The following is a 23,321-nucleotide window of genomic DNA, read 5'->3' on the forward strand; positions in this document are numbered from 1 at the left end:
GGGCTACCGCCCGATTTGCTCGACCACCGACACCGTGCCATCTGCTGCGCAGTCGTAGCGTTCCACGACGCCGTCGGAGTCGACCAGGATGGTGGCGAACGTGCTGCGTCCCGGCGGCCCGACGCGGGCGGTCACGCGACCCGACGACAATCCGTGGAGCAGACCGACCAGCACATCCTCGAGGTCGGTGTGGGCGATGTCGGTGTCGTGGTGGCCGCTGTCGTCGAGTAACACCACAGATACGCCGCGTTCCCGGGCACGCCACACCGCCTCGCGTACGCGGGACAGGTACCAGCCTTGGGCACGCAGACCATCACGCAGGTCGTCTTCCACCAGATGGGCATGGGTGACCTCGGCGTCGGTGAACTCGTGGCCGGTGGCCACCCGATGAAGGATGGGGCGGGCCGCCTGGTCGAGGTGAATCAGTTGCCGATCATGTTCCTCGGTCCCGGCACGCGCGGCGGCGTCCTCGGCCGCCATGACGACGGCCTGCTCGCGCAGCACCCGGATGCGACGTGCCATGGGCCGCAACATGAGAACGAACAGAGTCGCGAGGACCATGGTCGGGTAGGTCCACGCGGTGAAGGTGATTCCACTGACCAGGCCGCGACCGTGCTGCACCGACCACACGCCGGCAGACGCACTCATCAGCAGGGTGCCGACCCACGCCGTCATCGGACGGCCGCGCAGCGCCAGCAACACCAGGATGGCGGCGCCGGCGATCAGCGGTGACTGCAACTGCAGGACGTCGAAGGTCTCCATCGGCGTTGACCACCAGCTCAATGCCGTACCGGCCAGCATCACCGCCGTCACGCCCAACCCGGCGCGCATCGGGAACGGATCACCCGCAATCCGCACCACCGCCATCAGATCGGCCATCAGCACGACGAACGCCCCGGCGATCGCTGACCACGGTGCGAGACCGCGGATGTCGAGTCCGGCACCCACCGTCACCACGACGTAGACGAAGCCGAGATGGGCCAACGCGAGAGTGACCGTTCGGGATTGGATGCCGAACAGGTCGGTCACCGGGGCCGGTGCCGGGGAGTCACTGAGCGGCATCGCGCACCCATTCCAAGGCGATGGTGGTGCCGTGGCCCGACGCGCTGCGTACGTGTGCGCGGGCGCCGGGCAGCGCGTCCATTCGTCCGACGATGCCCGTCGACAACCCCAGACGCTCCGGTGCGACGGCAGCCGGGTCGAAACCCGGGCCGTCGTCGACGATGGTCACGTGCACACGATCGGCGGTGAGTTCGCAGGTCACCGTGCAGTCGCTGTCGGTGCCGGCGTGACGTCGCCAGTTGCGGACCGCCTCGCAGGTGGCCTCCAGGATGCCCGACATCGCCGAGACCGGGTACCGGCCACCGGAATCCGCATCGACGTGGACCTGGCAGGCGGCGGCCGGGTCGGTGAATTCGACTGCGGCACAGATGCGTCGTCCGAAATCGTCGGCGGTGAGACCGTGGTCGGACGGATCGCCGTGGCCTCGGTGGTCGAGTTCGTCGAGCGCGGAGAAGGCCTGCGCGGAGAGCCCCGGGTCTTGGCGGCCGCGATGCACGTTTTGCAGGATGGCCATCACCCGGTCATGGGTCAATCCGGCAAATCGGGCCCGAACCTGTTCTTGCGCCGTGGATGCCGCCGAGTCCGACGCGGCGCGCACGGCGGCGGCGTGCTCTTCGTCGAGCACTTCGGCGGTGCGTCGGGTGACCACGGTGATGGAGAGGAACACGCAGATCAGCGCGATGGTGAGCAGTGCGTTGAGGTACATCTCCAGTTGTAGATGCCCATTGATGCCGACCTGATTGGCGGTGTGCGCCAACAGTGTCGAGCCGACGATGTAGAAGAACGCCCACCGGTGATGGCCGGCCAGCGACAGCACCAGGCCGGGCACGCCGATGAACTGGATCATCCAGACGGCCCAGCGGGAGTTGTCGGGCGCGACGTCGCCGTTCCACGAGACGAACCACAATGCGGCCGCCAATGTGAGGGCTGCGCACAGCAGAATGCCGAAGGCCGTCAAGTTCGGAGGACGGAGTCGGTAGGTTGCTGCCACCAGAGCCGTCGACGGCGCAGCCACCAGCAGCACGCTCACCAGCGGCCACCACCACGCGGTGAGGTCGGCCCGGTCGATGACCACCGGCAGCAGGCACACCGTGAGGGCGAGCAGCCCGCACCCGATGAAGCGGGCGACGAGACGCTGCACCCGAGCCAGACCGGAGCTGTCGGCGGGCCCCGTCAGACGCGCACGCCACCCGGTGTGGTCAGCGCCGGGCGGCGCGGCGGTTGCGGTCTCGTGGCCCGCGGTGGCGACAGAGTGGGTCACTTGTACACCTCCAGCCCGCAGCGCGGGTGATCCGGTGGTCGTAGAACGGCGCCAAGAGTACCCAAGTCGGTGGATGGCTCAAACGTCACCGGAAGTGAGGTGAACGTGCCGGAAACCGGAACGTTCACCTCACTCGGGACGTCGGGTGGCGACTCGTGCCTCCTGTGAGGCCAGAAGTGTGGCTAAAATGAGGCGATGACGACTGTGCCGCTGGGCGAGGCCAAGGACAAGCTCTCCGCGCTCGTCGACAGCGCGGAGTCGACGCACGACATCATCACGATCACCAAGCACGGCAAGCCCGCTGCGGTGCTGATGTCGGCTGACGACCTCGAATCGCTGCACGAGACGATTCACTGGCTCTCACGGCGCGGAACGGCCGAGGCGGTCGCCGGCGCCGATGACGAGCACGCAGCCGGGCACACCATCTCCCTCGACGACCTGCGCGCCGAGCACGGTCTTCCCCCACGATGAGCGATTCGACGCCGCAGCCGTTCGACGTCGCCATCGCCTCACCCGCCCGCCGTGCCCTTGCGCGCCTTCCCGGTCGCGTCGCGCACGCCGTCATCGAGTTCATTTCCGGCCCGCTCGCCGAGAATCCACGGCGGCTGAGCAAGCCACTACGCAATGAGCTCGAGGGTCTGCATAGTGCGCGTCGTGGCGACTATCGGATTCTTCTGCGCATCGACGATGCCAATCGCTGCGTGCTGATCGTCGACATCGACCACCGCGCGCACGTGTATCGGACATGAGTCGTGAGGTGAACGTGCCGGAAACCGGAACGTTCACCTCACTGCGGACATCAGGTCGACGGCATCAGGTTGTGCACGAACCGGATCTTGTCCAGCACCGCCGGGGGCAGCACGAACGGGTAGAGGTCCGGGTGGCCCATCGACCGGTTGATCTGGTTGAGCGCCCACGTCAGCGGCAGCCACCAGCCGATGAGCTGTTCGAACCCGACGTCGCCGGGCAGCACGCTGTCCAGGGTGGAGCCGGCCGGCGCCATGGCGAAGGCGGCGGCGGTGTCGAGGGTGTCGCGGATGTGCAGGTAATGCGCGAAGGTCTCGGCGAAGTCCTCGGCCGGGTGCATCGTCGCGTACGACGACACATACGTTTGCGGCCAGCCGTCGGGGGCGCCCTCGGAGTAGTGGCGGTCCAGCGCCGCCTGGTAATCGTCGTCGGGGTTGCCGAACAGCTCCTCGAACTTCGGGCGCACATCGTCGGAGATGAGGACGAGCTGGTAGTAGTGCCCGATCTCGTGGCGGAAGTGGCCGAGCAAAGTGCGGTAGGGCTCTTCGAGCTGCACTCGCAGCTTCTCACGGTGCACATCGTCGCCCTCGGCCAGATCGAGGGTGATCAGCCCGTTGTCGTGGCCGGTGATGACCGACTGCTCGGCGCTCGACAACAGGTCGAAGGCCAGGCCGGTCTGCGCATCCTCGTCGCGACCGGTGATCGGCAGTTTGAGTTCGTCGAGCTCCAGCACGAGCCGTCGTTTGGCGGTCTCGGCGCGGCCGTACTCGGCGCGGGCCTCGACGTCGGTCTCCGGCGGCAGGGTCCGGGTGAGCCGGCAGGACTCGCACAGCGTCGGGGTGCCGGACCACGCGACCAGCCAGTTGCACTGTGCGACTTCGGTGTTCTCACAGCGCTCGACCAGCGTGCCGTCGATCTCGGTGCGCTCTTTCTCGTCGAGGTTGTAGATGGTTCGGGTCTCGAGCCAGAAACCCAATGGTTTGCCGCAGTTGAGGCATTTGCTGTTCTCGAAGGACAGACGCTGACCACAGTTGTGGCAGGTGAAATCGCGCATGATGTGTCGTCGCTTTCTCGCGGCAGGGGACACGCACAGTTGTACCCGAGAAGGAGGACTCTCAACCACTGGCGCGCTGTGAGGTGAACGTACCGGTTTCCGGCACGTTCACCTCACTACACAGACGTCGATTCCCGCAGCACCCGACGCTGGATCTTGCCGGTCTGGGTTTTCGGCAGATCCGCGACGATCTCGACCCGACGCGGGCGCTTGTAGGCGGCGAGGCGATTGCGACAGAAGTCCACCAGTTCGGGTCCGGTCACAGTGCCGTCGCGGAGAGACGCGTACGCAACGACGGATTCGCCCTGGTAGTCGTCGGGCACGCCGATGACCGCCGCCTCGAGCACCGCGGGATGCTCGTAGAGCGCCTCTTCCACCTCGCGCGGCCACACCTTGTATCCGGACACGTTGATCTGGTCCTTGATGCGGTCGACGATGTAGATCCAGCCGTCGTCGTCGATGACGGCGACGTCACCGGTGTGCAGCCGGCCCTCGGGGAGCGCCACCGCCGACGCCTCCGGGTTACGCCAATACCCGGCGACGATCTGCGGGCCGGACAGCACCAGCTCGCCCTCGACACCCGACTCCAGCGTGCGGCCGTCGGTGTCGACGACGCTCGCATGCACCCCGTCGAGCGCCTTGCCGACCGACAGCGTGCCGCGCGCCGGTTCGGTCGGTGCCACCGCACCCGGCGGCACCGCGATCACCCCCGACGACGTCTCGGTCATGCCGTAGGCGTTGTGGATGTAGCAGCCGAACCGCTCCTGGAATCGGGTGACCGTACTCGGTGGGACGGGCGCGCCGCCGCTGAACAGGGTTGTCGCCGAGGCGAAGTGCTCGGCCGACGCGTGCGGCGAGTTCATCATCGCGGTGAAGGCGGTGATCGATCCGATGGTGTACGTCACCTGGTGGTCGCGCATCGCGGCGAGAGCCACCGCGGGCGTGAACCGACCGGCCACCACCAGCTCGGCCCGCTGCACCAGTGGCAACGCACCCAGCAGCACCGCGCCGGTGATGTGAAACAGCGGTGCCAACGCGAACGCCACACTGCCCCTGCCTATCCCGGAGAGCGCCGCGAAACTCGACGTCACCGCCAGGATGTTGGCGTGCGAGTTCATCGCGCCCTTGGGCGGGCCGGTGGTGCCCGAGGTGTACACCAGCAGCGCCACGTCGTCGGCTGCGACCGCCACCTGCGGGGCCCGGCCGCCGATGTGTCGCTGCACCAACGTCATCAGCTCGTCGTCGGCACCGCCGAACGACTCCGACGTGCCGATCACCCACGGCGCCGACGTCCCGGCCAGCGCGTCCCGGATGCGGGCCACATCGTCGGCCGCGGCGATGATCCCGACCGGCTCCGCATCGTCGACGATGACGCGCAGTTCCCGGCCGAAGTACATCGGATTGATCAGCACCCCGATGGCGCCGAGCTTCCACAGCGCCACGAAGATCACCGCGTACTGCGGCACGTTCTGCAGGTGCACACCGATGCGGCTGCCCTGCTCCACACCGCGCTCGGCGAGTGCGTCGGCCAACGCATCGGCGAGGTCATCGACGTCGCGGACGGTGAGGGTGCGGTCGTGGTAGGTCAGGGCGGGCGCGTCGGGTTCGTCGTGCACCCGACGCGCCCACACCTGATCGAGCGTGTCGGCGGTCATGCGGGCAGTGCGTCCCGGCTCGTCTCACGAATCGTCAGCAACGTGAGTGCGCCGATCACGCACACACCGACCACCCAGTACGCGGGTGACATGCTGTTGCCGGTCGATTCCACCAGCTGCGCCGCGACATACGGCGCGGTGCCGCCGGCGGCGATGGTGCCGATGTTGAAGCCGAGCGCTACGCCGGTGTAGCGGGAGGCGCGCGGGAAGAGTTCGGTGAACAGCGGGAACGCCGGCACCTGCACCACACCGTTGAGCGTCATGTACACGAAGTACACCAGGCCCACCACGATGATGCTGCCGGTGGCGCCGAGGATCAGGAAGGCCGGGAAGGCGATCACGATGAAGGCCAGATAGCCGAAGAGCAGCACCGGTTTTCGGCCGAACCGGTCGGTCATCATGCCACTGAGCGGGAACGTCGCACAGGCCAGGGCGATGGCGATCGCCGACGTCCAGTAGACGGAGTCCTTGGAGAACCCGAGGTCGTTGATCAGGTAGACACTGAAATAGGTGAGTCCGATGTAGCCGGAACCGTTCATCGCGATGGCGACGCCGATGACCTTGAGCACCGAGGTCGGGTTGTTGCGGACCACGTCGAGCAGCGGGCTCTTGGCGACCTCGTGCTTGTCTGCCATCTCCTCGAATTCGGGGGTGTCCTCGAGCTTCAACCGGACCCGCAGACAGATGAAGGCCAACGGCAAGGCCAGCAGGAACGGGATGCGCCAGCCCCACGACTCCATCTGTTCGTCGGTGGTGATCAGCGCGATCACACCCACTACGGCGGCGGCGACGGCGAAGCCGAGCGTGGAGCCGATCGGGGTGAACGACCCGAAGAAGCCGCGACGGTTCGGCGGCGCCGATTCGGCGATGTAGGTGGCCGCACCGCCGACCTCACCACCGGCCGAGAAGCCTTGGGCCAGGCGGATCAACACCAGCAGGACCGGGGCGAGCACACCGACCGCGGAGTGGGTGGGTAGCAGACCGAGGATGCCGCAGGCGATACCCATACATACGACGGTGGCCACGAGCGCGGACCGTCGGCCCTTGCGGTCACCGAGACGGCCGAAGAAAATGCCGCCGAGTGGTCGGGCGACGTAGGCGACACCGAACACCGCGAGCGTGGCCAGGATCGACACGCCGGGGGAGTCCGACGGGAAGAACAACGGCGCGATGGTGACGGCGAGGAAGCCGTAGACCGCGAAGTCGTAGTACTCGATCAGGGTGCCGACACCGCCGGCGATCGCTGCTCGCCGCGCCATCTCCGGTGAGCGGGACGGCGTGGCGCTGGCGGCGGGGTTCTCCGCCCGGATGGGGCGTTCCACGTTGGTCATTGTGTCAGTCCTTATTGTGCGGAGGAGAGTCGTGCGGGTGAGTGTTCGGCGAGCAGCAGCTCGTACGATCCGCCGGCCTCGATGATCGCCACCGTGCGGGGGTTGGGTGCCTGTCCGACGAGGTCGGTGCCGTCGGCGGTGCGTAGACGTGCCGCGCGCCAGTCGAGCGAGATGGGGTCGTTCACGCTCACCGCCGAGCTCACCTCGGGGATGGTGATCAGCGGCATGCCGTTGAACGTCTCGCCCCGCCAGAAGCCGGGCGAGAACGACTCGGCGACGATGGCGGAGATGCCGGCGTTGCGCAGCGCGACCATCGGCGGATAGTGCGGATGGCCGTAACCGAAGTTGCGGCCGCCGACGATGATGTCGCCGGGACCGACGCGGTCGACGAAGCCGGGATCGTAGGCCTGCATGCACACCGACCGCAGATGGTCGGGGTCATAGGACTTGATGTTGGAGACGCCGACGACGAGGTCGATGTCGAAGTCGTCGCCGAAGATCCAGGCGACACGGCCCTCGATGACCTCCGGTGGGGGCGGGTAGGCGCTCATCGGACGGCCTCCGTTTCCTGGGCGTGTGCGGCTTCGACGATGGTGCCGGTGATGGCACTGGCCGCCACGGTGTACGGCGAACCCATGTAGATGTTGGCGTCCGGGCTGCCCATCCGGCCGGAGATGTTGAGGACACCGGTGGAAATGCAGTTCTCCTCCGGCTGCAGCGGCTGCTGATAGCCGAAGCAGAAATCGCAGCTGGAGATGGCGATCGTGGCGCCGGCCGATCGCAAGACGTCGAGGATGCCCTCGTCCTCGGCCTGCTGCATCACCTTCCGGGAGGTCGGCACAACGTTGAGTTCGACGGTGGGTGCCACGGTCTGACCGTCGAGCACCAGTGCGGCCGCGCGGAGATCCTCGATCCGGCCACTGGCGCACGACCCGATGAACGCGCGGGTGATCGGCGTGCCGGCGAGTTCGTCGACGGTCGCGGTGTTGGGGCCGCGGGCCGAACCGGGACGCACGACACGTGGGGTCAGCGTGCTCAGATCGATCTCGTAGCGGGCCGCGTACTGCGCGTCGGCGTCGGGGTAGACCGGGTCGAAGTCGCGGCGGGCGACGTCGCGGGCATAGGCCATCGACATCTCGTCGGGCTCGAAGATCGCCGACACCGCGCCACTGAACATGGCCATCCCGCACAGTCCTTGGCGGTGGTCGATCTTCATCGTCGCCGCGCCGGGCCCGCCGAACTCCATCACCTGATGGGCGCAACCGTCGGCGCCGACCATCTCGATGATGGTGTGCACCAGGTCGCGGCTGTCCACACCCTCGGGGAACTCGCCGATGAGGTCGAAGCGGGTCGTCGCGGGGATGTCGACGTAGACCTGGCCGGTCACCCACGCTTCGATGAGGTCGCGGCGGATACCCCAGCCGAGTGCGTTGAATGCGCCGACCCCGCTGATGTGGCCGTCGAAGTGCACCAGGAAGTCGCCGGGGATGGCCAGGCCGAGTTCGGCGGTCAGTTGATGGCCGATGCCCTGACCTTCGTGCAGTTCGATGCCGTAGAACTCGCACCAGTCGCGGGTGACCTGGTGGACCTCGTCCTCGCGCTCGTTTTTCTTGGTGAGCATGTGGTCGATGAACACGACATAGCGGCTCGGGTCGTCGAGCTCGGTGATGCCGAAGTCGTCGCGCATCTGCCGGAACATGACGTCTGTGTAGCCGGGGAAGTCGTAGGCGATCATGCGGGCCGGTCGTACGGCATGGTTCTGGCCGGCGCGGACGCTGCCCTGATCGGTGGCGCGGGAGAGGATCTTCTCGGTGATGGTCTGTCCCATGGCGGTCACCGGGTCCGCTCGGCAGGCAGGTACTTGCGCTGCATGGCTTCCACGTCGCCGAAGCCGATCATCTCGACGAACTCGTGGTGCGGCAGGGCGTCCTGGCTGACCTGCGCGGGCGGTTCGCCGGACGCCAGACGCCGCAGCGCGGTCTGCATCGCGCCGGTGGCGGCCATCAGGATCTGGGTGGGCAGCAGGGCGAGGCGGACGCCGATCTGGTCGAGTACCTCGGGGGTGAAGTCGCGTTCGGTCCAGGTCGATGCGGTGAGCGTCGCCATCAGCGGCACGCCCACCTCGGTGTGGCAGCGCTCCCACTCCTGCACGGAGGTGAAGGTCTTGGTGACCGGCATGATCATGTCGGCGCCGGCGTCGACGTAGGCCTGCGCGCGGGCGATTGCCTCGTCGCCGCGGGCGTCGGTGCGGGCGATGAGCAGCACGTCGTCGGGGATGGAATCGCGCACGGCGCGGATCTTGCCGGTGGCCTCCTCGACGGTGATCAGGTCGACCGGGTCGCCGACGCAGATCGGGCACGACTTGGGCGACACCTGGTCTTCCATGAACATGCCCTGCACTCCGGCCTCGACGAACTTCGTGGCGGTGCGGGCGGCGTTGACGGCGTTGCCGTAGCCGGTGTCGATGTCGGCGACCAGCGGCAGATCGGAGGCCGCGTGGATGGTGCGGACCGCGTCGAGGTTCTCGCTCATCGTGTAGAGCTCGGCGTCGGGCAACCCGAGTCCCGCCGAGATCGCGAAGCCCGATGCGCACAGCGCGCTGAATCCGGCCTGCTCAGCGAGGCGCGCGGTCAGTCCGTCCCAGACACCGGGCGCATACACGAGCCCGCGAGCGGTCAATTCCTTGAGTGAGGGTGCACTCATGTGATCTACTCCGTTCCGTAATGCGGAATGCATTTCGCATCTCGATACGAACGGTAAGGTGGGCTGTGTCACAAGTCAAGTGGGGCGGCTCGGAAGGGATTCGTAAGATGTCGATACCGATTGCACGTCGACACGGAAGTGGGAGACCATCAGTGCCAACACCTGGCGAGTCCGGCAGTTCGTCGAACCGGGAGGTCGTGGGGGCCGTACTCAAGGCGTGCTCGCTGCTCGAGCACTTCGGTGTCGACCGGCCAACGTGGACGTTGAACGAGTTGACCACCGTCAGCGGTATGAACAAGACGACCGTGCATCGTCTGATGGCAACGTTGATCCACGCGGGCTGGGTGGACCGCACCGACGAGGGGGCCTACCGCATCGGGCTGCGCGTGTTCGAGATCGGGTCGTCGGCGCTGGAGGAACTCGACATTCGTTCGGCGGCAAAGGGTTACATGTCAGATCTTGCCGAGGGCTTCGGCGACACCGCGTATCTGATGGTGCCCGCCGAGCAGGGCGCGGTGTGTATCGACCGGGTGGAGGGCCACAACACGCTGGTGGTTGCCGGAATCAATGTGGGCACGGTGATTCCGTACCACGCGGCGGCAGGGCCGACGGTGATGCTCGCGTACTCGGAGAAGTTGCGGGACAGATGGATTCGCGACGACCTGCCGGCATTCACCGACCGGACCCTGGTGGATGCGGCGCAGCTGCGCGAGCACCTGGATGTAGTGCGCCGCGAAGGGTATTCGCTGAGCAACTCCGACTATCTGGATGGGGTGGCGGCGGTGGCCGCCCCGATCATCGACCGGTCGGGTGCGCTGATCGCGTCCATCAGCATCGGTGGTCGGGTGGAAGCGTTCGAGGGTGACGATCTGTCGGCGAAGATCGACCGCGTGCGTGACGCGGCGGCGCGGATCTCGACGGTGATGCAGGCGATTCCGGAGTGAGTGCGGGGAGGCGTTGGTGCGAGTGAGGTGAACGTACCGGTTTCCGGCACGTTCACCTCACTGGTACTGCTCCGCGCGCCTATTTGATGACGGCGTCGATCGTCTTCTTCAGCGCCGATGGTTGTGCCGGCGAGTGCGGCGCCTTCTTCTTCAGTTCGAGCATCTCCTCGCCGATCTGCTGGAGTTCCTTTCGGCCCAACGCCTTGCGGACCTCGGGAAACCACTCCGACTCTTCCTCTTCGATGTGATGCTCGACGTTCTCGATGAGGACGGTGGTCTTGGCATCGAAGCGCTCATCGTCGGGCTTCATCGTCATGAGTTCCATCACCAGCAGGTCCGCGACGTGGTGCTCCTCATAGGACTCGAGGATGTCGCCTTCGACGTCGGGGACGGCCTTGCGGACGGCCGGATACATCCCTTCGTTCTCGATGTATGTGTGCACGGTCAGCGCCTCGATGATCTTCGAGACGATGTCGCCCTTGGTCTTCGTCGCGTTCGGACCCGCCTTGCGGAAGTCGTTGAACAGTTTCTTGATCTGCTTGTGGTCGTCTTTCAGCAGCACGATGGCATCGGTCGACATCGGGTGGCTCCTCTGGCGGTGGTGAGCGGGGCTGGCAGCGGAATCGCGGGCACCTTTGCGTGCGAAACCGTTGCGAACCGAATGCCCACGGTGGGGTGGGGCCAAACCGTCGGGTACTAACGAGCCGCTCACCGGCCGGCGTCGTGACCGAGTGAGTTGAACGTTCTGGTTTCCGGCACGTTCACCTCACTGGTCTGAGAACCGCGCGCGCAACGCCCGCCGGTCGATCTTCCCCGGACCACGGGTGGGGAGTTCGTCGAGCTCGATCACCTCGCGCGGTGCGGCGTAGCGGTCGAGTCGTTCGGCGACCGCGCCCCGGATCCTCGCCGAGTCGATGGTGCCGGCGGCGACGACGAAGGCGACCACCTTCTCGCCGAGCCGCTCATCGGGCAGGCCGACGACGGCGCATTCGCGCACGGCCGGGTCGTCGAGGATCACGGTCTCCACCACCTGTGGCACCACGGTCAGTCCACCGGTGCTGATCGCTTCGTCGGCCCGGCCGACGATGGCGAGCACACCCTGGTCGTCGACGCGGCCGAGGTCGTCGGTGCGGAACCAGCCCGGTTCGGCGAAGGCGGGATGGTCGGGGCGGTTGCGGTAGCCGAGCGCGATCATCGGACCGCCCAGGAACACCCGGCCGACGCCCTCGGGGTTCGGCTCGTCGATGCGGATGGTGACGCCGTTCAGCGCAACGCCGTCATAGACGCATCCGCCGGCGGTTTCGCTCATGCCGTAGGTGCGCACGATGGGGATGCCGGCGTCGATTGCTCTGTGCAGCAACGGGACCGGGGTGGCGGCGCCGCCCACGAGGAGGGCGTCGGCAGCGGCGAGGGCCGTGGTGGCGCGCGGGTTGTCGAGGACCTTGATCAGCTGGGTGGGCACGAGTGAGGTGTAGCGGCGTGGGCCGTCGAGGGCGTCGAGAGCGTCGGCGAAGGCGTTCGGGTCGAAGCCGTCGGTGACGTCGAGGACGGTGGGTGTGAATTCGGCGGCCAAGGCGCGCAACAGAACCTGCAATCCGGCAATGTGGTGCGGCGCCAGCGCGAGGAGCCAGTTGCCGGGGCCGCCGAGGTGGGTGGCGGTGGCCTGCGCCGAGGCGGTGAGGGTGGCCGCGGTGTGCTGGGCGCCCTTCGGCGTGCCGGTGGTGCCCGACGTCGAGATCACCAGCGAGATGTCGTCGGCGATCGGGTCGTCGACGCCGAGTGCGTCACGCAGTGTGGCGGTGTCGAGCGGGTCGTCGGGGACCGGGACGTAGGCGGCCGAGCCGTCGAGGATCGCGTCGAGCTCGCCGCGACGGTCGAGAACCTCGGGTCGGGCCGGAAGGTGGAGGTAGCGGAGCGTTTTCAGGGTTGTTCACCGGGCTCATCGTCAGGAGCGGCGGGTGGGGTGAGCGGGGAGTCGTCGAAGGGCCAGCCGGAGGCCTCGAGATGATCGCGGACGCGGGCGATGTCGTCTTCGTGCGGCATCTCCTGGGTGATCTCGATGATTTTCACCGCGGCGTCGACCTTCGAGATCGGATCACCGTTGGCCGGGGCGTCGGTGATCAGTGCATCGGCGACCTGGGCCACCTCGTCGTCGGACAGTTGCCGGCGCAACAGCGCCACCAGCGGGATGTAGTCACCCTGCGGCACACCATCGGGGTAGCCGGCGCGCAGCCATTCGATGACGCGCTGCAGGAATTGTGGGCGGTCCACGAGGACAATTCTAGGGCGGTCAGCGGTCGCTGGTCGCGGCGAGCGGCCAGCCGGCGGCGGCCAGACGCGACGCCACTTGATTGATCTCTGCCTCCGAAGGCTTCTCGTCGATGACCGAGGTGATCGCCGCGGCGATGCGGTCCTCGGTGAGCGGGTCGCCGTCGCGGTCGCGGCCGAGCTCCAGCACCACGTCGGTCACCTGCCGCTCGTCGAGAACCCGCACCAGCAGCGCCAGCAACGGCGGGAACTCCGTGGGCGGGATGCCCTCGGGATAGCCCTGACGAACCCAATTGATGGCGGATTCGAACAGCGATGTGCCGTCGGACATGAGTGGTGGAACCTCCGGGTCGCGTCGATCAGGTCGTCACTTGTAGCCGAACGGGAAGATCTTGATGTCGAAGTAGTAGTAGATGGTCTGGCGGGTGATCCACAGCAGCGCGGTGGCGATGATGAGCAGGACCACCGCGAAGATCACGTAACCGGCCGCGCGTAGCGCCGGATTGCCCGGCGTCACAGTGCCGTCGGCGTTGGTCTCGGTGGCGCCTTCGGCGTGGAAGCGCAGACCGAAGGCGAACAGCGCGGGCAGTCCGGCGCCGAACAGCAGGCCGACGACCAGCACCTTGCCGATCGATTCGACGATGTCCATCGGGGAAGTCCTTTCAGAGGTGGCGTCGAGGCCGTCAGGCGATCGGGGTCTTTGCGGCGTCGGCCGCGGCCGTGTCCGCCGGGATGATCGAGTTGGTCGATTCGTCCCAGTCGGCGTTGACGTTGCTCGAGTCGACCTTGTTCTGCTGTGCGCGCCAGTACATGTAGGCCGATGCGGCGATCAGGAGCGCGAAGATGACGATGGCGCCGGTGACGTTGCCGAGCAGGTTGGCGATCAGGTAGCAGATCGCGCCGACGGCGCCGGCGGCCGGCAGGGTGGTGACCCAGGCGACGGCCATCCGTCCGGCGACCGCCCAGCGGACCTGCGCGCCTTTCTTGCCGACACCCGAACCGAGGATCGATCCGGTGGCGACCTGTGTGGTGGACAGGGCCATGCCGGCGGCGCTGGAGGTGAGGATGATCGCCGCCGACGACGCCTCGGCGGCCATGCCCTGCGGCGAGCTGATCTCCACCAGGCCCTTGCCCAGGGTGCGGATGATGCGCCAGCCGCCGAGGTAGGTGCCCAGCGCGATCATGCCGGCACAGCTGAACACGATCCAGAACGGCAGACCGTGCTCCACGCTAGAGGATTCGAGGTGACCGGTGACGATCAGGGCCATCGCGATGACACCCATCGTCTTCTGCGCGTCGCCGGTGCCGTGTGCGAGCGACACCAGTGAGGCGCTGGCGATCTGGCCGTAGCGGAAACCTTCTTCCTTGCGGCTCTCGGCGATCCGCTTGGTGATGGCGAAGACCATCCACGTGCCGCAGGTGGCGACCAGGCAGGCGATCACCGGGGCGAGCAGACCGGGGACGATGATCTTGGCGAACACCCCGTGCCAGTTGATGCCGGACATGCCGATCGCGGCGATACCCGAACCGATGAGGCCGCCGAACAGGGCATGCGAAGAACTCGACGGCAGCCCGAACAGCCAGGTGAACAGATTCCACAGGATGCCGCCGATGAGGCCGGCGAAGATGATCAGCAGGCCCGTCGTCGGCGTGATGCCGCCGATGAGCTCGCCCGACCCGTCGCCGGAGGTCTGCTGGATGTTGAGCACATCCTTGGTGATGGTGGCGGCCACCTCCACCGAGAGGAAGGCGCCGACGAGGTTGAGGATCGCCGAGAGGCCCACGGCCACTTTCGGCTTGAGCGCGCCCGTGGCGATGGAGGTCGCCATGGCGTTTCCGGTGTCGTGGAATCCGTTGGTGAAGTCGAACCCGAGCGCGGTGATCACCAACAGCACCAAAATCAGCATTTCGCCGGTCATGGTGATAATTCTGTGGTTCGCGCGACGCGTCAGCCTAATGCCCGGGTGTCTGAAATGTCGGAATCGACGTGGGAGTTTCCGTAGTGGCGTCAGGTGTTCATGTTCTGTTCACCAAAGTGAGTGCGTTCGTCTATCGGTTGTGGCCCTTCGTGACACTCCTCGTTCCTCGGTCGTTCCTCAGGGGGCGGGTGGTTGGGTTCGGTGTTTGGGGAACGTGATCTCGATACGCCGCGGGCTCGCTGCGCTCGCTCGCGGCTACTCGATCACCGAGGGGAGGGCTCGCGTGGTGGTGGTTCGATCATCGAGGGCCACAACTGGCGCGGGAGACTCTAACGATCGTTCGCCCGGCTCTGTGATGCAGATGACTGCTGTGGAAGAATCCGACCATGACTGCTGCGATGAAGCTGGGAATGCCCATCAACTACGCGGGCGACTTCCGCGAGACCATCAACAATCTCGTCGACTACGAAGCGGTCGGCGTCGAGCGCATCACCGTCCCCGAGGCGTACAGCTTCGACGCGGTCAGCCAGCTCGGCTACATCGCCGCCAAGACCGAGAAGATGGAACTGCAGACCGGCATCCTGCCGATGTACTCGCGCACCCCCACCAACCTGGCGATGACCGCCGCCGGCATGGACTACATCAGCGGCGGCCGGTTCGTGCTCGGCATCGGGGCGTCGGGCCCACAGGTCATCGAGGGCTTCCACGGCGTCAAGTACGACTACCCGGTCGGCCGCGCCCGCGAGCACGCCGAGATCTGCCGGATGGTGTGGCGCCGCGACAAGACCGAGTACCAGGGCAAGCGCTACACACTGCCGCTCGATGAAGAGCACGGCGGATCGGGCCTGGGCAAGCCGCTGAAGATCATCAACCACCCGATCCGCGAGCGCATCCCGATGCTGCTGGCCGCGATCGGGCCCAAGAACACCGAGCTCGCCGCCGAGCTGTTCGAGGAGTTCCAGCCGATCCTGTTCCACCCCGAGCAGATCGACGCCGCCTTCGGTGAGTCGTTGCGCGCCGGCAAAGCCAAGCGCGACCCGTCGCTCGGCGAACTCGGCATCGTCGTGCAGGCCACCGCCCGCATCTCCGACGACCCGCAGGAGATCACCAACGCCAAGACGCTGGTGCGCCACCACGCCGCGCTCTACATCGGCGGCATGGGCGCCCGCGGCAAGAACTTCTACAACACCCTCGCCCAGCGCTACGGCTACGTCGAGGAGGCCAAACTCATCCAGGACCTCTACCTCGACGGCAAGAAGCAGGAAGCCGCCGAGGCGGTCCCGGACGATCTGGTCAACTCGATGTCGCTGATCGGGTCGCGCGCTGAGGTCGCCGAACGCGCCGACGCCTTCCGCGCCGCGGGGGTCACCTGTCTGCTGGCGTCACCCGTGGCGAGCACCCACAAGGAGCGCGTCGCCGACATGGAAGTGTTGCGGGGGATCTTCGGCTGATCAGCAGGTCGCCGGTCGCCCGGCCGGTTCGCGCCGGCTGGGCACCGGCGTCTCGTCGGTGCGGGACAGGCGCAGGACCAGCGTCGGCACCTCGCCCTCGCGCAGCGGCCAGGCCGTCAACATCGAACGGCGCAGCTCCACGAGTTCGTCGCCGTGCCGCGCCGACAATCCCCGCGCGGTCGCGTCATCGGTGGCATACAAGAATGTCGGGGTCACCGGATGCACCGCGAAGCCCAACGACTCGGCGGTCACCCACACCTGCTGGGTAATCTGACCGGCGTTCACATAGGCAGCGAGGTCGTCACTGTCCTGCACCACGATGACCAGCGCCGACGACGACATCACCCGGGCAGCGGCGTCGGCACCCAACGCCTCGCCGGCATCCCATTCGTCGAGCAGAGCCATCACGTCGGGGCGCGCGATCACGTCGAACATGCCCTGCATCGCCGGCGGCAGCGCCAGTGATTCGACGTCGATGCCAGTCGGGTCGCCGGGACGGTCGGTCAGTTCGGCGAACATCTCGCGATGCAGCTCGGGCGTCAGGAAACGGATGCGATCCGAGCGCGCCGCGATCGCTGCGTAGCGTTCGATGTCCGCCCGATCGGTGAGCACGATGGCCCGCGTGCGGTCGGTGTCGGCCGCGGCCGCCACTCGCTCGGCGTCGTCGCCCGACATCGGCGAACCGTCCCCGGGTCCGCGACGCGTGTGTCGGTCGAGCACCGCGGACAGATCGGTGACGGCGGGTGCGTCGTCGGCGGACGGCGAATCGTCGCCGTCCAGTGCGACCCGCACACCCAGCCGGTCACCTGCGCCGACGACCTGTGTCCGCGTCGACAGTCCGCGGCTCGCGGCGGCCACCCGGGCGTTGTAGGCCGCAGCCCCCACGGCCAGTGCCGACGCGCGGTGGTCGACATCGAGGATCGAGGTGCGGGTCGGGTCGAGCGCGATGGTCACCGATTGATCGTCGGCGTCGATCTGCCACGGCTGCTGGTTGCCCGCCGACGGCGCCCGCGATGCCGCGTAGCGAAGGAGTTCAGGCCCGGACATCGAGTCGACGTCCGGCGGGTCGGCAGCGATTGTCGGCGTCGGATCAGTCGGCGTCGGATCAGTCGACGGCGGTTGCGTGGCCGCGATCGGATCGGTGAGCCCGTCGAGCCACGCGTCGCGGTCGAACCGCACCCGGCCAGACGGCAGTGGCCTGCCCTGCACGAAGCGTCGAACTGCGGCAGCCACGGTGGCGCCGCCGAGCAGGACGTCGCCGCCCAGCTGCGGCCACGCCGTGACGGTCTGGCCGAGTTCCAGCGCCGAGGCGGCCATCGCCGCGGTCACCTTGGCCGGCTCCAGAACCTTGACCGCGAGCGGGGTCGTCGCCGCTCGATCCAGACCCACCAGGTCGGCCGCCCGCAGATCGCCGGCGAGACCGTGGAACAGGGGACGCTGCGGGTCGAGATCGAAGCGTTCCACGTCGAGCGTCCCGCCGTCGCTGGTCTCCATCAGCACCGGAATGCCGAGTTCGCGGCAGCGATCCCGCACCAGGACCTTCACGTCGAACGAGTCGCATTCCTCGATGACGAGGTCGAGGCCACCGATGAATTCATCAATATTTTCCGTCGATATTCCGTCGGTGAAACAAATTGTCCGAACATACGGATCAATCTCGGCAATTCGGCGAGCTGCGATCACCGCCTTATTGGTGTCGACGTCGATCACCGAACTCGGGACGCGATTCAGATTCGTCAATTCCAGCGCGTCGAAATCGGCCAGGCGCAATTCGCCGCCAAGACCTTCCAAAGCGAGGGTCATTGCGATGGAATGGCCGACACTCAAACCGACGATGCCGATCCGCAGGCTCGCGGCGCGGTCGAGGTCGCCCAGCGTCATCTTGTGACGGTTGCGGTCGAGTCGGAGTCGCCGATAGGTGTGCGGGCCGGGGATCCGGACCACGGTTTCACGCCACGGAAAGTGGGCATACCGTGGTGGTTCATCGGATAGATTCCTCAACGATCGTTGTAGCAGGCCGGCGAAGGCGGCCGCCGACGATTCGGTGATGTCCAGCACGGAAATGGTCGGGTCGGAGAGGAGGTCTGCGGGCACCGTGTCATCGGTGTAGATGGTCGCGACGGCGCCGTCGGGGTTCTGCATGGTCGTATCTTCGCTCACGCAACAATAGTTTGCCACGCTACCAATCCGGTAAATTCATGTCCTATGACCGCGCATACTGTGCAGTATGGCAAGCCTGCGAATCAGTTTCGCGCAGTCATTCGACTCAATGTGAACTGACGAAAGGTTGACCTGACCATGACTGCGATTCTCAACGACAACGAATTCTCCGCACCGGCTTCCGCTCGAACCGGTTTCTTCCGCTGCCCCGACTACGCCCTGGTGACCGCCACCCCGCGCGCCGAACGTCGACTGTGGGAACGGTATCTGCGCGGAGCGGCGCAGGCTTATACCCGGCACGGGTGTGCCGCGGCGCTGGACTACGACCTGGTGGCCGACGGTGCGAGTACGGCGCGATTCTTCGCCGTTCTCAGCAACGAACGCAAGGTGATCGGTGGGCTACGCGTGCAGCATCGCTTCGAGCATGCGGCTCAGTCGCATGCCTTGGAGGAGTGGGCAGGGCAGCCCGGCCGGCGGCCGCTGGTGGACGCGATCGAGGCCCGGCTCGACGAGGGGGTGGTGGAGGTGAAGACCGCGTGGGTCGACGAACGCTCGCCGATCGCCCGCGACGTCGCCGGCCAGCTGTCGCGGCTCGGTCTGCCGATCATGGAACTCGCCGGAGTCGGGCACATGATGGCCACCGCTGCCGATCACGTGCTGAAGCGATGGGAATCCGGTGGTGGCCGCGTCGACGAGTCCATCCCGCCGACCCCGTTCCCCGACGATCGCTACCGGACGCAGCTGATGTGGTGGGACCGGGCGCGACTGACGGAATTCACCACGCCCGAGACGTGGACGCGTATGCGCGCCGAGGCCGATGCCCTATGGACGTCGGATCTGTCTCAATTGCGTTCGGCGGCTTGATTGTTCGGGCCCAGCTCGCGTGTGAAGAGTTCCAGGACGGTGTACTGCAAAGCGGCGTCCGCCCGCTTGTCCGCCTCCCGCTCAGCCGGTGGGCGGCGCCACAGCACCGGGTCCATCGGCTCGATGACGGAGCGGTCACGGCCCTGGGTCTTGGCCTGATAGACGCAATGGTCGGCGCGGTCGAGCATCGTGGCCACGACGTCGTCGGTGGATGCCGCGTGGGTCCGGACCGAAGCGATCAGTGGTGCGCAGACGCCACCGACACTTGCCGTCACCGGAGTGGCGTCGGAGACCGCGATCCGGAATCGGTCGGCGGCCACGCGGAGTTCGGCCTCGTCGCGAACCACGCAGAACACCAGGAACTCCTCGCCGCCGAAGCGGCAGACCACCGATCCGGAGGGTGCGACCTGCCGGATCTCGGCGGCGGTGGTGAGCAGGACGCCGTCGCCGGCGATGTGGCCGAGTCGATCGTTGACCCGTTTGAAGTGATCGAGGTCCATCAGCAGGATGCCGATCCATCCGGTCGAGACGTGCGCGGCCGACAGCAGGTGCGACACCCGGTTGAGGAATCCGCGGCGATTGAGCAGACCGGTCAGCGGGTCTATCGCGCTGAGCTGCGTCTGCCGTTCCAGCGTGGCCTCGAGTGAGCGACGCAGGGCGATCACCAGGAACACCGGCACGGCGATGGTGCCAATGACGGCGCCGGTGCCGATGATGAACGAGGCGGTCGTCGTGGCGATCAGCGCCAGCACCATGACCGCCCCCACGCAGGCCAACGACGACAATCCGAAGACCAGTGGAATCGACGGGGAGATCGCCGCGATGGTGGGGATCACCGCGACCAGCGCGAGGACCGCTGTCGCCGACGTCTTGTAGGACAGGATCAGGGCGGTGCCGCAGATGCCGATGATGCCCATCCCGCCGAGGACGGCGAACTCGGCGTCGGTGAGGTGGCTGCGCATCGCGGTCACCACGAAGACCGCCGCGATGAACGCCCAGATGACGAAGAGCAACACCATACCGCCGGGCCGAAGGGCGTCGGGTGCGAGCACCGCGACGATCGGCAGCGGCAACACGCCACCGGTACTGATGAGGGTGGCCAGCGAACGGGCGTCATAACGGTCGAGTAGTTGCTTGAAAAAGGTCACACTTCTGCTCCCCGGCGACCCCGACCGCACTTTTAGTCTGTGATGCTTTGTGAACGAAACGAATTCAATGATCGACCACGAATGGCTTCGAAACGAACAGGTCAGCGTTTTGAGACTAACGTAGGATGCCGCATCTGGCGACCGAGACAACAACAAAACCCTGATGTATTGAGCATCGAGTGCAATTCACCGCAGAAACGTGTTTGCGTTCAACTACTGAGCCCACGGCGACTCGGCTATGTCAAGAGGTCCGCGTGAAACGAACGTTGAGCACTTAGACTCGAGTGATGCACATGGGGGAGCCCCGCCGCAGAGGTCAAGCCGGTGCCTCGGAAGCGGCGGTCATCGCCTTCTGCGCAGATCCCTTCCACCGTGCCGCCACCGCGTACGGCCATCGGAGCTCGGCAACGATGGCCGAACGATTCGTCGAACGCGTGCTCAAGCCACTCAGTCCGACCAGTAGATTCGAGCGGCGCTCAGATCTGGAGTGGCTCATCAGCCTGTCGCCGATGGACGGCAACCCCGACGCGTTCGTCACGGCGTCGCGGGTTCGGTCGGGTGCCCACCCGGTGGAGGTGGACGGGCAGACCACGTTCCTCGATGTGTGCATGGGCGTGGCCGCACGAGACCAGCTGCCGGAGGTCACCGATCGCGTCAACCTGGTCCAGTGCGCGGATGCCGCGTTGTGTTTGGCCCTCATCCGGCAGCACCATGTGGTCTTCGCCGACGCCGAGACCTTGCCGCTGGTGCGTGAGCACGTGGCGATCGGCAACCGGCTGGCGGAGGCGAAACCGGAGGACTTCCGTCTGCACTACCAGGCGATCGTTCGGGCCGACGACCGCAGGCCGGTCGGGTTCGAGTCCCTGCTGCGGTGGTACGTCGACTCCGCGGTGCTGACCCCGCAGACCTTCCTGCCGGCGGCGCAGGCGACCTCATTGATCCTGCCGATCGGGCAGCACACGATCGAGACCGCGATCCGCACCTTGGCCGTCGAGATCACCTCGTCATTCGGGGACGACGCATTCGTCTCGATCAACCTGTCCGCGCAGCAACTCTGGGCCGACGACATCGTCAACCACATCGGCGAGCTGATTGCGGCCAACAGCGTGGCGCCACAGCGGGTGTGGATCGAGGTCCGTGAGGACGAGGTGATCCGGCTCGGCAGTGCTGCCGCCCGGGCCATCGAAGGGCTCGACGAACTGGGCTGCGCGATCTGCGTCGACGATCTCGGCGCCGGCTACTCGGCGCTGCGGTATGTGCGGGATCTGCCCGTCGACGTGGTCAAGGTGGATCGCAGTCTCATCTCCGGGGCGGTCGACGATACGTCAGATCGCGCCGTCGTCCAGGCCATCTGCGACATGGCGCGCGCGACCGGGATGACCACCCTCGCCGAGGGAGTCGAGACCGAAACGATGCTGTCGATGGTTGTTGGCCTGGGTTTCGACCTCGCGCAGGGTTATCTGTTCGGCAAACCGGAACCCGCGTCGTCGGTGTTCGACCTGTGACCCGTTAGCCTCCTCGCCGCCGGGGTGCGCCGACGTCGATTGCTGCGCACGGGTTACTGTGGCCACAACACCCGGGCGCTGACATGATCGAGGTCTCGCGCGACCGCCACAAGACATCTGTCTTGCAGGACGAAAGGGGGGCGCCGTGAGTCGTTTCGATCAGCGGACTCTGGCTGTCCTCGCCAGCGAGGTCGGTGCGATCCCGCTGTTGGCCGTCGCCTACATCTCGCCGGACTTCATCCGCCCCGGTCATCGGTGGTGCGTGGTGGCCATCGCCGTCTACACCGTCATCTCGATCGTGGTGACCGTGGCGGTGCGACCGTTGAATGACGCACAATTCGCGATCCTGAGTTTCGGCGGCATGGTCGGAATCGCGGCATCGGCAGCGGTGATCACCGACGATGGGCCGGCACATGCGGTGCTGGTCCTGCTCGCTGCCATCCCCGCGCTCGCGGCAATCGAGTCGCCGCCACGCACCGTGGTCACCTTTGTGCTGATCGCGGCGGGGTTGGCGTGCGCCGTGGTGGCCACCCGAGCGCATTCGTCGACGGCGATGTTCGTTGCCGGTGGGGCGGTGATCTTGGCGATCCTGGTGCCCACCTACCTGGTCACCACCTTGCGGAGGTCGCTGTCGCGAGCGCTCGAGGCGCAGGCTACGATCAGTGAAACCGACCCACTGACCGGCGTGCTCAACCGGCGCGGACTGGCCACGCGGTGGGAGCAGGCACTGAGGGACGCGGTCGAATCACGGTTGCCGATTGGCTTCATCGTGGCCGACATCGACCATTTCAAGATGGTCAACGACAGGTACGGGCATTCGGTGGGCGACGCTACGCTGGTCGCGGTGTCGCAGGCGCTGTCTGAGGCTGTCCCGCCGGGCGCGCTGGTCGCGCGGACCGGTGGGGAAGAGTTCGTGATCTTGCGCAGCGTCGCCGACGCGTCCGAGCTCCATCGGTTGTGCGACGAACTGCGGGTACATGTCGCGGCGAGTACCGAGGTCACGGTGAGTATCGGGGCGGTGTGTGCGGCGGTGTCGACCACGGTCGGTCGTCCGTTGGCGGTCACCCGCGACATGGTGGACGAACTCTTCGCGATCGCCGACCGGCAGCTCTACATCGTCAAGGGACAGGGACGCAACAGTGTGTCGGTGGCGAGCACCGGATTGCTGTCGGGACCGATTGTGAATGTGATGTCGAGTGGGTTGACGTCAGATCCGGATGGCGCCCCAGCCGCGCCAAACTAGCAGCGA

At 66.7% G+C, this 23,321-nt stretch carries 23 protein-coding genes; 7 read left to right on the forward strand and 16 right to left on the reverse strand.

From position 1 onward, the window contains the following. Positions 1 to 3: 3 nt before the first annotated feature. Positions 4 to 1,062 carry a hypothetical protein gene (locus tag ACIGKQ_RS13820; RefSeq protein ID WP_396574078.1) on the reverse strand — a complete coding sequence of 353 codons (1,059 nt, stop codon included), beginning with the start codon at positions 1,060 to 1,062 and terminating at the stop codon, positions 4 to 6. After that, positions 1,049 to 2,323, reverse strand: coding sequence for a sensor histidine kinase (locus ACIGKQ_RS13825; protein WP_396574080.1), 1,275 nt, complete (start codon positions 2,321 to 2,323; stop codon positions 1,049 to 1,051). The genes ACIGKQ_RS13820 and ACIGKQ_RS13825 overlap by 14 nt, the downstream gene beginning before the upstream one ends. A gap of 195 nt (positions 2,324 to 2,518) precedes the next feature. Between ACIGKQ_RS13825 and ACIGKQ_RS13830 the strand changes: the two genes are divergently transcribed. Continuing rightward, on the forward strand, positions 2,519 to 2,794 hold the full coding sequence (locus ACIGKQ_RS13830; RefSeq protein WP_396574082.1) for a type II toxin-antitoxin system Phd/YefM family antitoxin: 276 nt from the start codon (positions 2,519 to 2,521) through the stop codon (positions 2,792 to 2,794). Then, positions 2,791 to 3,072 (forward strand): type II toxin-antitoxin system RelE/ParE family toxin, encoded by a 282-nt coding sequence (locus ACIGKQ_RS13835; RefSeq protein ID WP_396574084.1) that lies wholly within the window; start codon positions 2,791 to 2,793, stop codon positions 3,070 to 3,072. Before ACIGKQ_RS13830 ends, ACIGKQ_RS13835 begins: the two co-directional genes overlap by 4 nt. Positions 3,073 to 3,122: 50 nt before the next feature. Here the strand turns inward: ACIGKQ_RS13835 and ACIGKQ_RS13840 are convergent, their stop codons facing one another. The 6 genes from ACIGKQ_RS13840 to ACIGKQ_RS13865 form a co-directional block, all read right to left on the reverse strand. Further along, the gene (locus tag ACIGKQ_RS13840) at positions 3,123 to 4,124 is read right to left on the reverse strand and encodes a putative zinc-binding metallopeptidase (protein ID WP_396574086.1); all 1,002 of its coding nucleotides are present in this window, start codon (positions 4,122 to 4,124) and stop codon (positions 3,123 to 3,125) included. Positions 4,125 to 4,240: 116 nt separating this feature from the next. Beyond that, positions 4,241 to 5,779: a class I adenylate-forming enzyme family protein gene (locus tag ACIGKQ_RS13845; RefSeq protein WP_396574088.1), complete on the reverse strand. Its 1,539-nt coding sequence runs from the start codon at positions 5,777 to 5,779 to the stop codon at positions 4,241 to 4,243. Then, entirely contained in the window at positions 5,776 to 7,110 is a 1,335-nt protein-coding gene (locus ACIGKQ_RS13850; protein WP_396574090.1) for an MFS transporter, read from the reverse strand. Before ACIGKQ_RS13850 ends, ACIGKQ_RS13845 begins: the two co-directional genes overlap by 4 nt. A gap of 11 nt (positions 7,111 to 7,121) precedes the next feature. Next, positions 7,122 to 7,661 (reverse strand): 3-isopropylmalate dehydratase, encoded by a 540-nt coding sequence (locus tag ACIGKQ_RS13855; protein WP_396574092.1) that lies wholly within the window; start codon positions 7,659 to 7,661, stop codon positions 7,122 to 7,124. Further along, a complete protein-coding gene (locus ACIGKQ_RS13860; RefSeq protein ID WP_396574094.1) occupies positions 7,658 to 8,938 on the reverse strand; it encodes an aconitase family protein in 1,281 nt (426 codons plus the stop codon). Before ACIGKQ_RS13860 ends, ACIGKQ_RS13855 begins: the two co-directional genes overlap by 4 nt. 5 nt (positions 8,939 to 8,943) lie before the next feature. Beyond that, complete coding sequence (locus tag ACIGKQ_RS13865) at positions 8,944 to 9,813, reverse strand: oxaloacetate decarboxylase (RefSeq protein WP_396574096.1); 870 nt, start codon at positions 9,811 to 9,813, stop codon at positions 8,944 to 8,946. A gap of 152 nt (positions 9,814 to 9,965) precedes the next feature. Here ACIGKQ_RS13865 and ACIGKQ_RS13870 point away from each other — a divergent pair, with 152 nt between their 5' ends. After that, positions 9,966 to 10,757: an IclR family transcriptional regulator gene (locus ACIGKQ_RS13870; protein WP_396574097.1), complete on the forward strand. Its 792-nt coding sequence runs from the start codon at positions 9,966 to 9,968 to the stop codon at positions 10,755 to 10,757. A gap of 79 nt (positions 10,758 to 10,836) precedes the next feature. On the opposite strand, the gene ACIGKQ_RS13875 is transcribed toward ACIGKQ_RS13870, so the two are convergent. The 6 genes from ACIGKQ_RS13875 to ACIGKQ_RS13900 all read right to left on the reverse strand — a co-directional run bounded on the left by ACIGKQ_RS13875 (position 10,837) and on the right by ACIGKQ_RS13900 (position 14,944). Further along, entirely contained in the window at positions 10,837 to 11,337 is a 501-nt protein-coding gene (locus ACIGKQ_RS13875; protein WP_235724928.1) for a hemerythrin domain-containing protein, read from the reverse strand. Between the two features lie 186 nt (positions 11,338 to 11,523). After that, complete coding sequence (gene menE / locus ACIGKQ_RS13880; protein ID WP_396574178.1) at positions 11,524 to 12,681, reverse strand: o-succinylbenzoate--CoA ligase; 1,158 nt, start codon at positions 12,679 to 12,681, stop codon at positions 11,524 to 11,526. Further along, a complete protein-coding gene (locus tag ACIGKQ_RS13885) occupies positions 12,678 to 13,028 on the reverse strand; it encodes a DUF3349 domain-containing protein (RefSeq protein ID WP_235724927.1) in 351 nt (116 codons plus the stop codon). Before ACIGKQ_RS13885 ends, menE begins: the two co-directional genes overlap by 4 nt. 19 nt (positions 13,029 to 13,047) lie before the next feature. After that, positions 13,048 to 13,356 (reverse strand): DUF3349 domain-containing protein, encoded by a 309-nt coding sequence (locus ACIGKQ_RS13890; protein ID WP_235724926.1) that lies wholly within the window; start codon positions 13,354 to 13,356, stop codon positions 13,048 to 13,050. Between the two features lie 36 nt (positions 13,357 to 13,392). Then, positions 13,393 to 13,674 (reverse strand): hypothetical protein, encoded by a 282-nt coding sequence (locus ACIGKQ_RS13895; protein ID WP_235724925.1) that lies wholly within the window; start codon positions 13,672 to 13,674, stop codon positions 13,393 to 13,395. 34 nt (positions 13,675 to 13,708) lie between these two features. Beyond that, entirely contained in the window at positions 13,709 to 14,944 is a 1,236-nt protein-coding gene (locus ACIGKQ_RS13900) for an anion permease (RefSeq protein WP_396574100.1), read from the reverse strand. A 386-nt stretch (positions 14,945 to 15,330) separates the two neighbouring features. Here ACIGKQ_RS13900 and ACIGKQ_RS13905 point away from each other — a divergent pair, with 386 nt between their 5' ends. Beyond that, complete coding sequence (locus tag ACIGKQ_RS13905) at positions 15,331 to 16,395, forward strand: LLM class F420-dependent oxidoreductase (RefSeq protein WP_235724923.1); 1,065 nt, start codon at positions 15,331 to 15,333, stop codon at positions 16,393 to 16,395. On the opposite strand, the gene ACIGKQ_RS13910 is transcribed toward ACIGKQ_RS13905, so the two are convergent. Further along, complete coding sequence (locus ACIGKQ_RS13910; protein ID WP_372475174.1) at positions 16,396 to 18,555, reverse strand: Rv1355c family protein; 2,160 nt, start codon at positions 18,553 to 18,555, stop codon at positions 16,396 to 16,398. It lies immediately after the preceding gene. 138 nt (positions 18,556 to 18,693) lie between these two features. Between ACIGKQ_RS13910 and ACIGKQ_RS13915 the strand changes: the two genes are divergently transcribed. Further along, on the forward strand, positions 18,694 to 19,419 hold the full coding sequence (locus ACIGKQ_RS13915; RefSeq protein ID WP_235724922.1) for a hypothetical protein: 726 nt from the start codon (positions 18,694 to 18,696) through the stop codon (positions 19,417 to 19,419). Here the strand turns inward: ACIGKQ_RS13915 and ACIGKQ_RS13920 are convergent. Beyond that, positions 19,398 to 20,567: a diguanylate cyclase gene (locus ACIGKQ_RS13920; protein WP_235724921.1), complete on the reverse strand. Its 1,170-nt coding sequence runs from the start codon at positions 20,565 to 20,567 to the stop codon at positions 19,398 to 19,400. The genes ACIGKQ_RS13915 and ACIGKQ_RS13920 overlap by 22 nt on opposite strands. Positions 20,568 to 20,854: 287 nt before the next feature. On the opposite strand from ACIGKQ_RS13920, the gene ACIGKQ_RS13925 reads away from it, so the two are divergent. Together ACIGKQ_RS13925 and ACIGKQ_RS13930 are read left to right on the forward strand one after the other, a co-directional pair. Next, on the forward strand, positions 20,855 to 22,072 hold the full coding sequence (locus ACIGKQ_RS13925; protein WP_235724920.1) for an EAL domain-containing protein: 1,218 nt from the start codon (positions 20,855 to 20,857) through the stop codon (positions 22,070 to 22,072). Positions 22,073 to 22,217: 145 nt separating this feature from the next. Further along, positions 22,218 to 23,315 (forward strand): diguanylate cyclase, encoded by a 1,098-nt coding sequence (locus ACIGKQ_RS13930; protein ID WP_235724919.1) that lies wholly within the window; start codon positions 22,218 to 22,220, stop codon positions 23,313 to 23,315. Positions 23,316 to 23,321: the final 6 nt, after the last annotated feature.

This window comes from Gordonia sp. NPDC062954 (genome assembly GCF_044543825.1).
GTDB lineage: Bacteria > Actinomycetota > Actinomycetes > Mycobacteriales > Mycobacteriaceae > Gordonia > Gordonia tangerina.

Excerpts from the sequence above, each read along its gene's own strand:
- ACIGKQ_RS13820 (WP_396574078.1), bottom strand. The coding sequence starts at position 1,062 with ATGCCGCTCAGTGACTCCCCGGCACCGGCCCCGGTGACCGACCTGTTC.
- ACIGKQ_RS13830 (WP_396574082.1), top strand. The coding sequence starts at position 2,519 with ATGACGACTGTGCCGCTGGGCGAGGCCAAGGACAAGCTCTCCGCGCTC.
- ACIGKQ_RS13835 (WP_396574084.1), top strand. The coding sequence starts at position 2,791 with ATGAGCGATTCGACGCCGCAGCCGTTCGACGTCGCCATCGCCTCACCC.
- ACIGKQ_RS13840 (WP_396574086.1), bottom strand. The coding sequence starts at position 4,124 with ATGCGCGATTTCACCTGCCACAACTGTGGTCAGCGTCTGTCCTTCGAG.
- ACIGKQ_RS13845 (WP_396574088.1), bottom strand. The coding sequence starts at position 5,779 with ATGACCGCCGACACGCTCGATCAGGTGTGGGCGCGTCGGGTGCACGAC.
- ACIGKQ_RS13850 (WP_396574090.1), bottom strand. The coding sequence starts at position 7,110 with ATGACCAACGTGGAACGCCCCATCCGGGCGGAGAACCCCGCCGCCAGC.
- ACIGKQ_RS13855 (WP_396574092.1), bottom strand. The coding sequence starts at position 7,661 with ATGAGCGCCTACCCGCCCCCACCGGAGGTCATCGAGGGCCGTGTCGCC.
- ACIGKQ_RS13860 (WP_396574094.1), bottom strand. The coding sequence starts at position 8,938 with ATGGGACAGACCATCACCGAGAAGATCCTCTCCCGCGCCACCGATCAG.
- ACIGKQ_RS13865 (WP_396574096.1), bottom strand. The coding sequence starts at position 9,813 with ATGAGTGCACCCTCACTCAAGGAATTGACCGCTCGCGGGCTCGTGTAT.
- ACIGKQ_RS13875 (WP_235724928.1), bottom strand. The coding sequence starts at position 11,337 with ATGTCGACCGATGCCATCGTGCTGCTGAAAGACGACCACAAGCAGATC.
- ACIGKQ_RS13890 (WP_235724926.1), bottom strand. The coding sequence starts at position 13,356 with ATGTCCGACGGCACATCGCTGTTCGAATCCGCCATCAATTGGGTTCGT.
- ACIGKQ_RS13895 (WP_235724925.1), bottom strand. The coding sequence starts at position 13,674 with ATGGACATCGTCGAATCGATCGGCAAGGTGCTGGTCGTCGGCCTGCTG.
- ACIGKQ_RS13900 (WP_396574100.1), bottom strand. The coding sequence starts at position 14,944 with ATGACCGGCGAAATGCTGATTTTGGTGCTGTTGGTGATCACCGCGCTC.
- ACIGKQ_RS13905 (WP_235724923.1), top strand. The coding sequence starts at position 15,331 with ATGACTGCTGCGATGAAGCTGGGAATGCCCATCAACTACGCGGGCGAC.
- ACIGKQ_RS13915 (WP_235724922.1), top strand. The coding sequence starts at position 18,694 with ATGACTGCGATTCTCAACGACAACGAATTCTCCGCACCGGCTTCCGCT.
- ACIGKQ_RS13925 (WP_235724920.1), top strand. The coding sequence starts at position 20,855 with ATGCACATGGGGGAGCCCCGCCGCAGAGGTCAAGCCGGTGCCTCGGAA.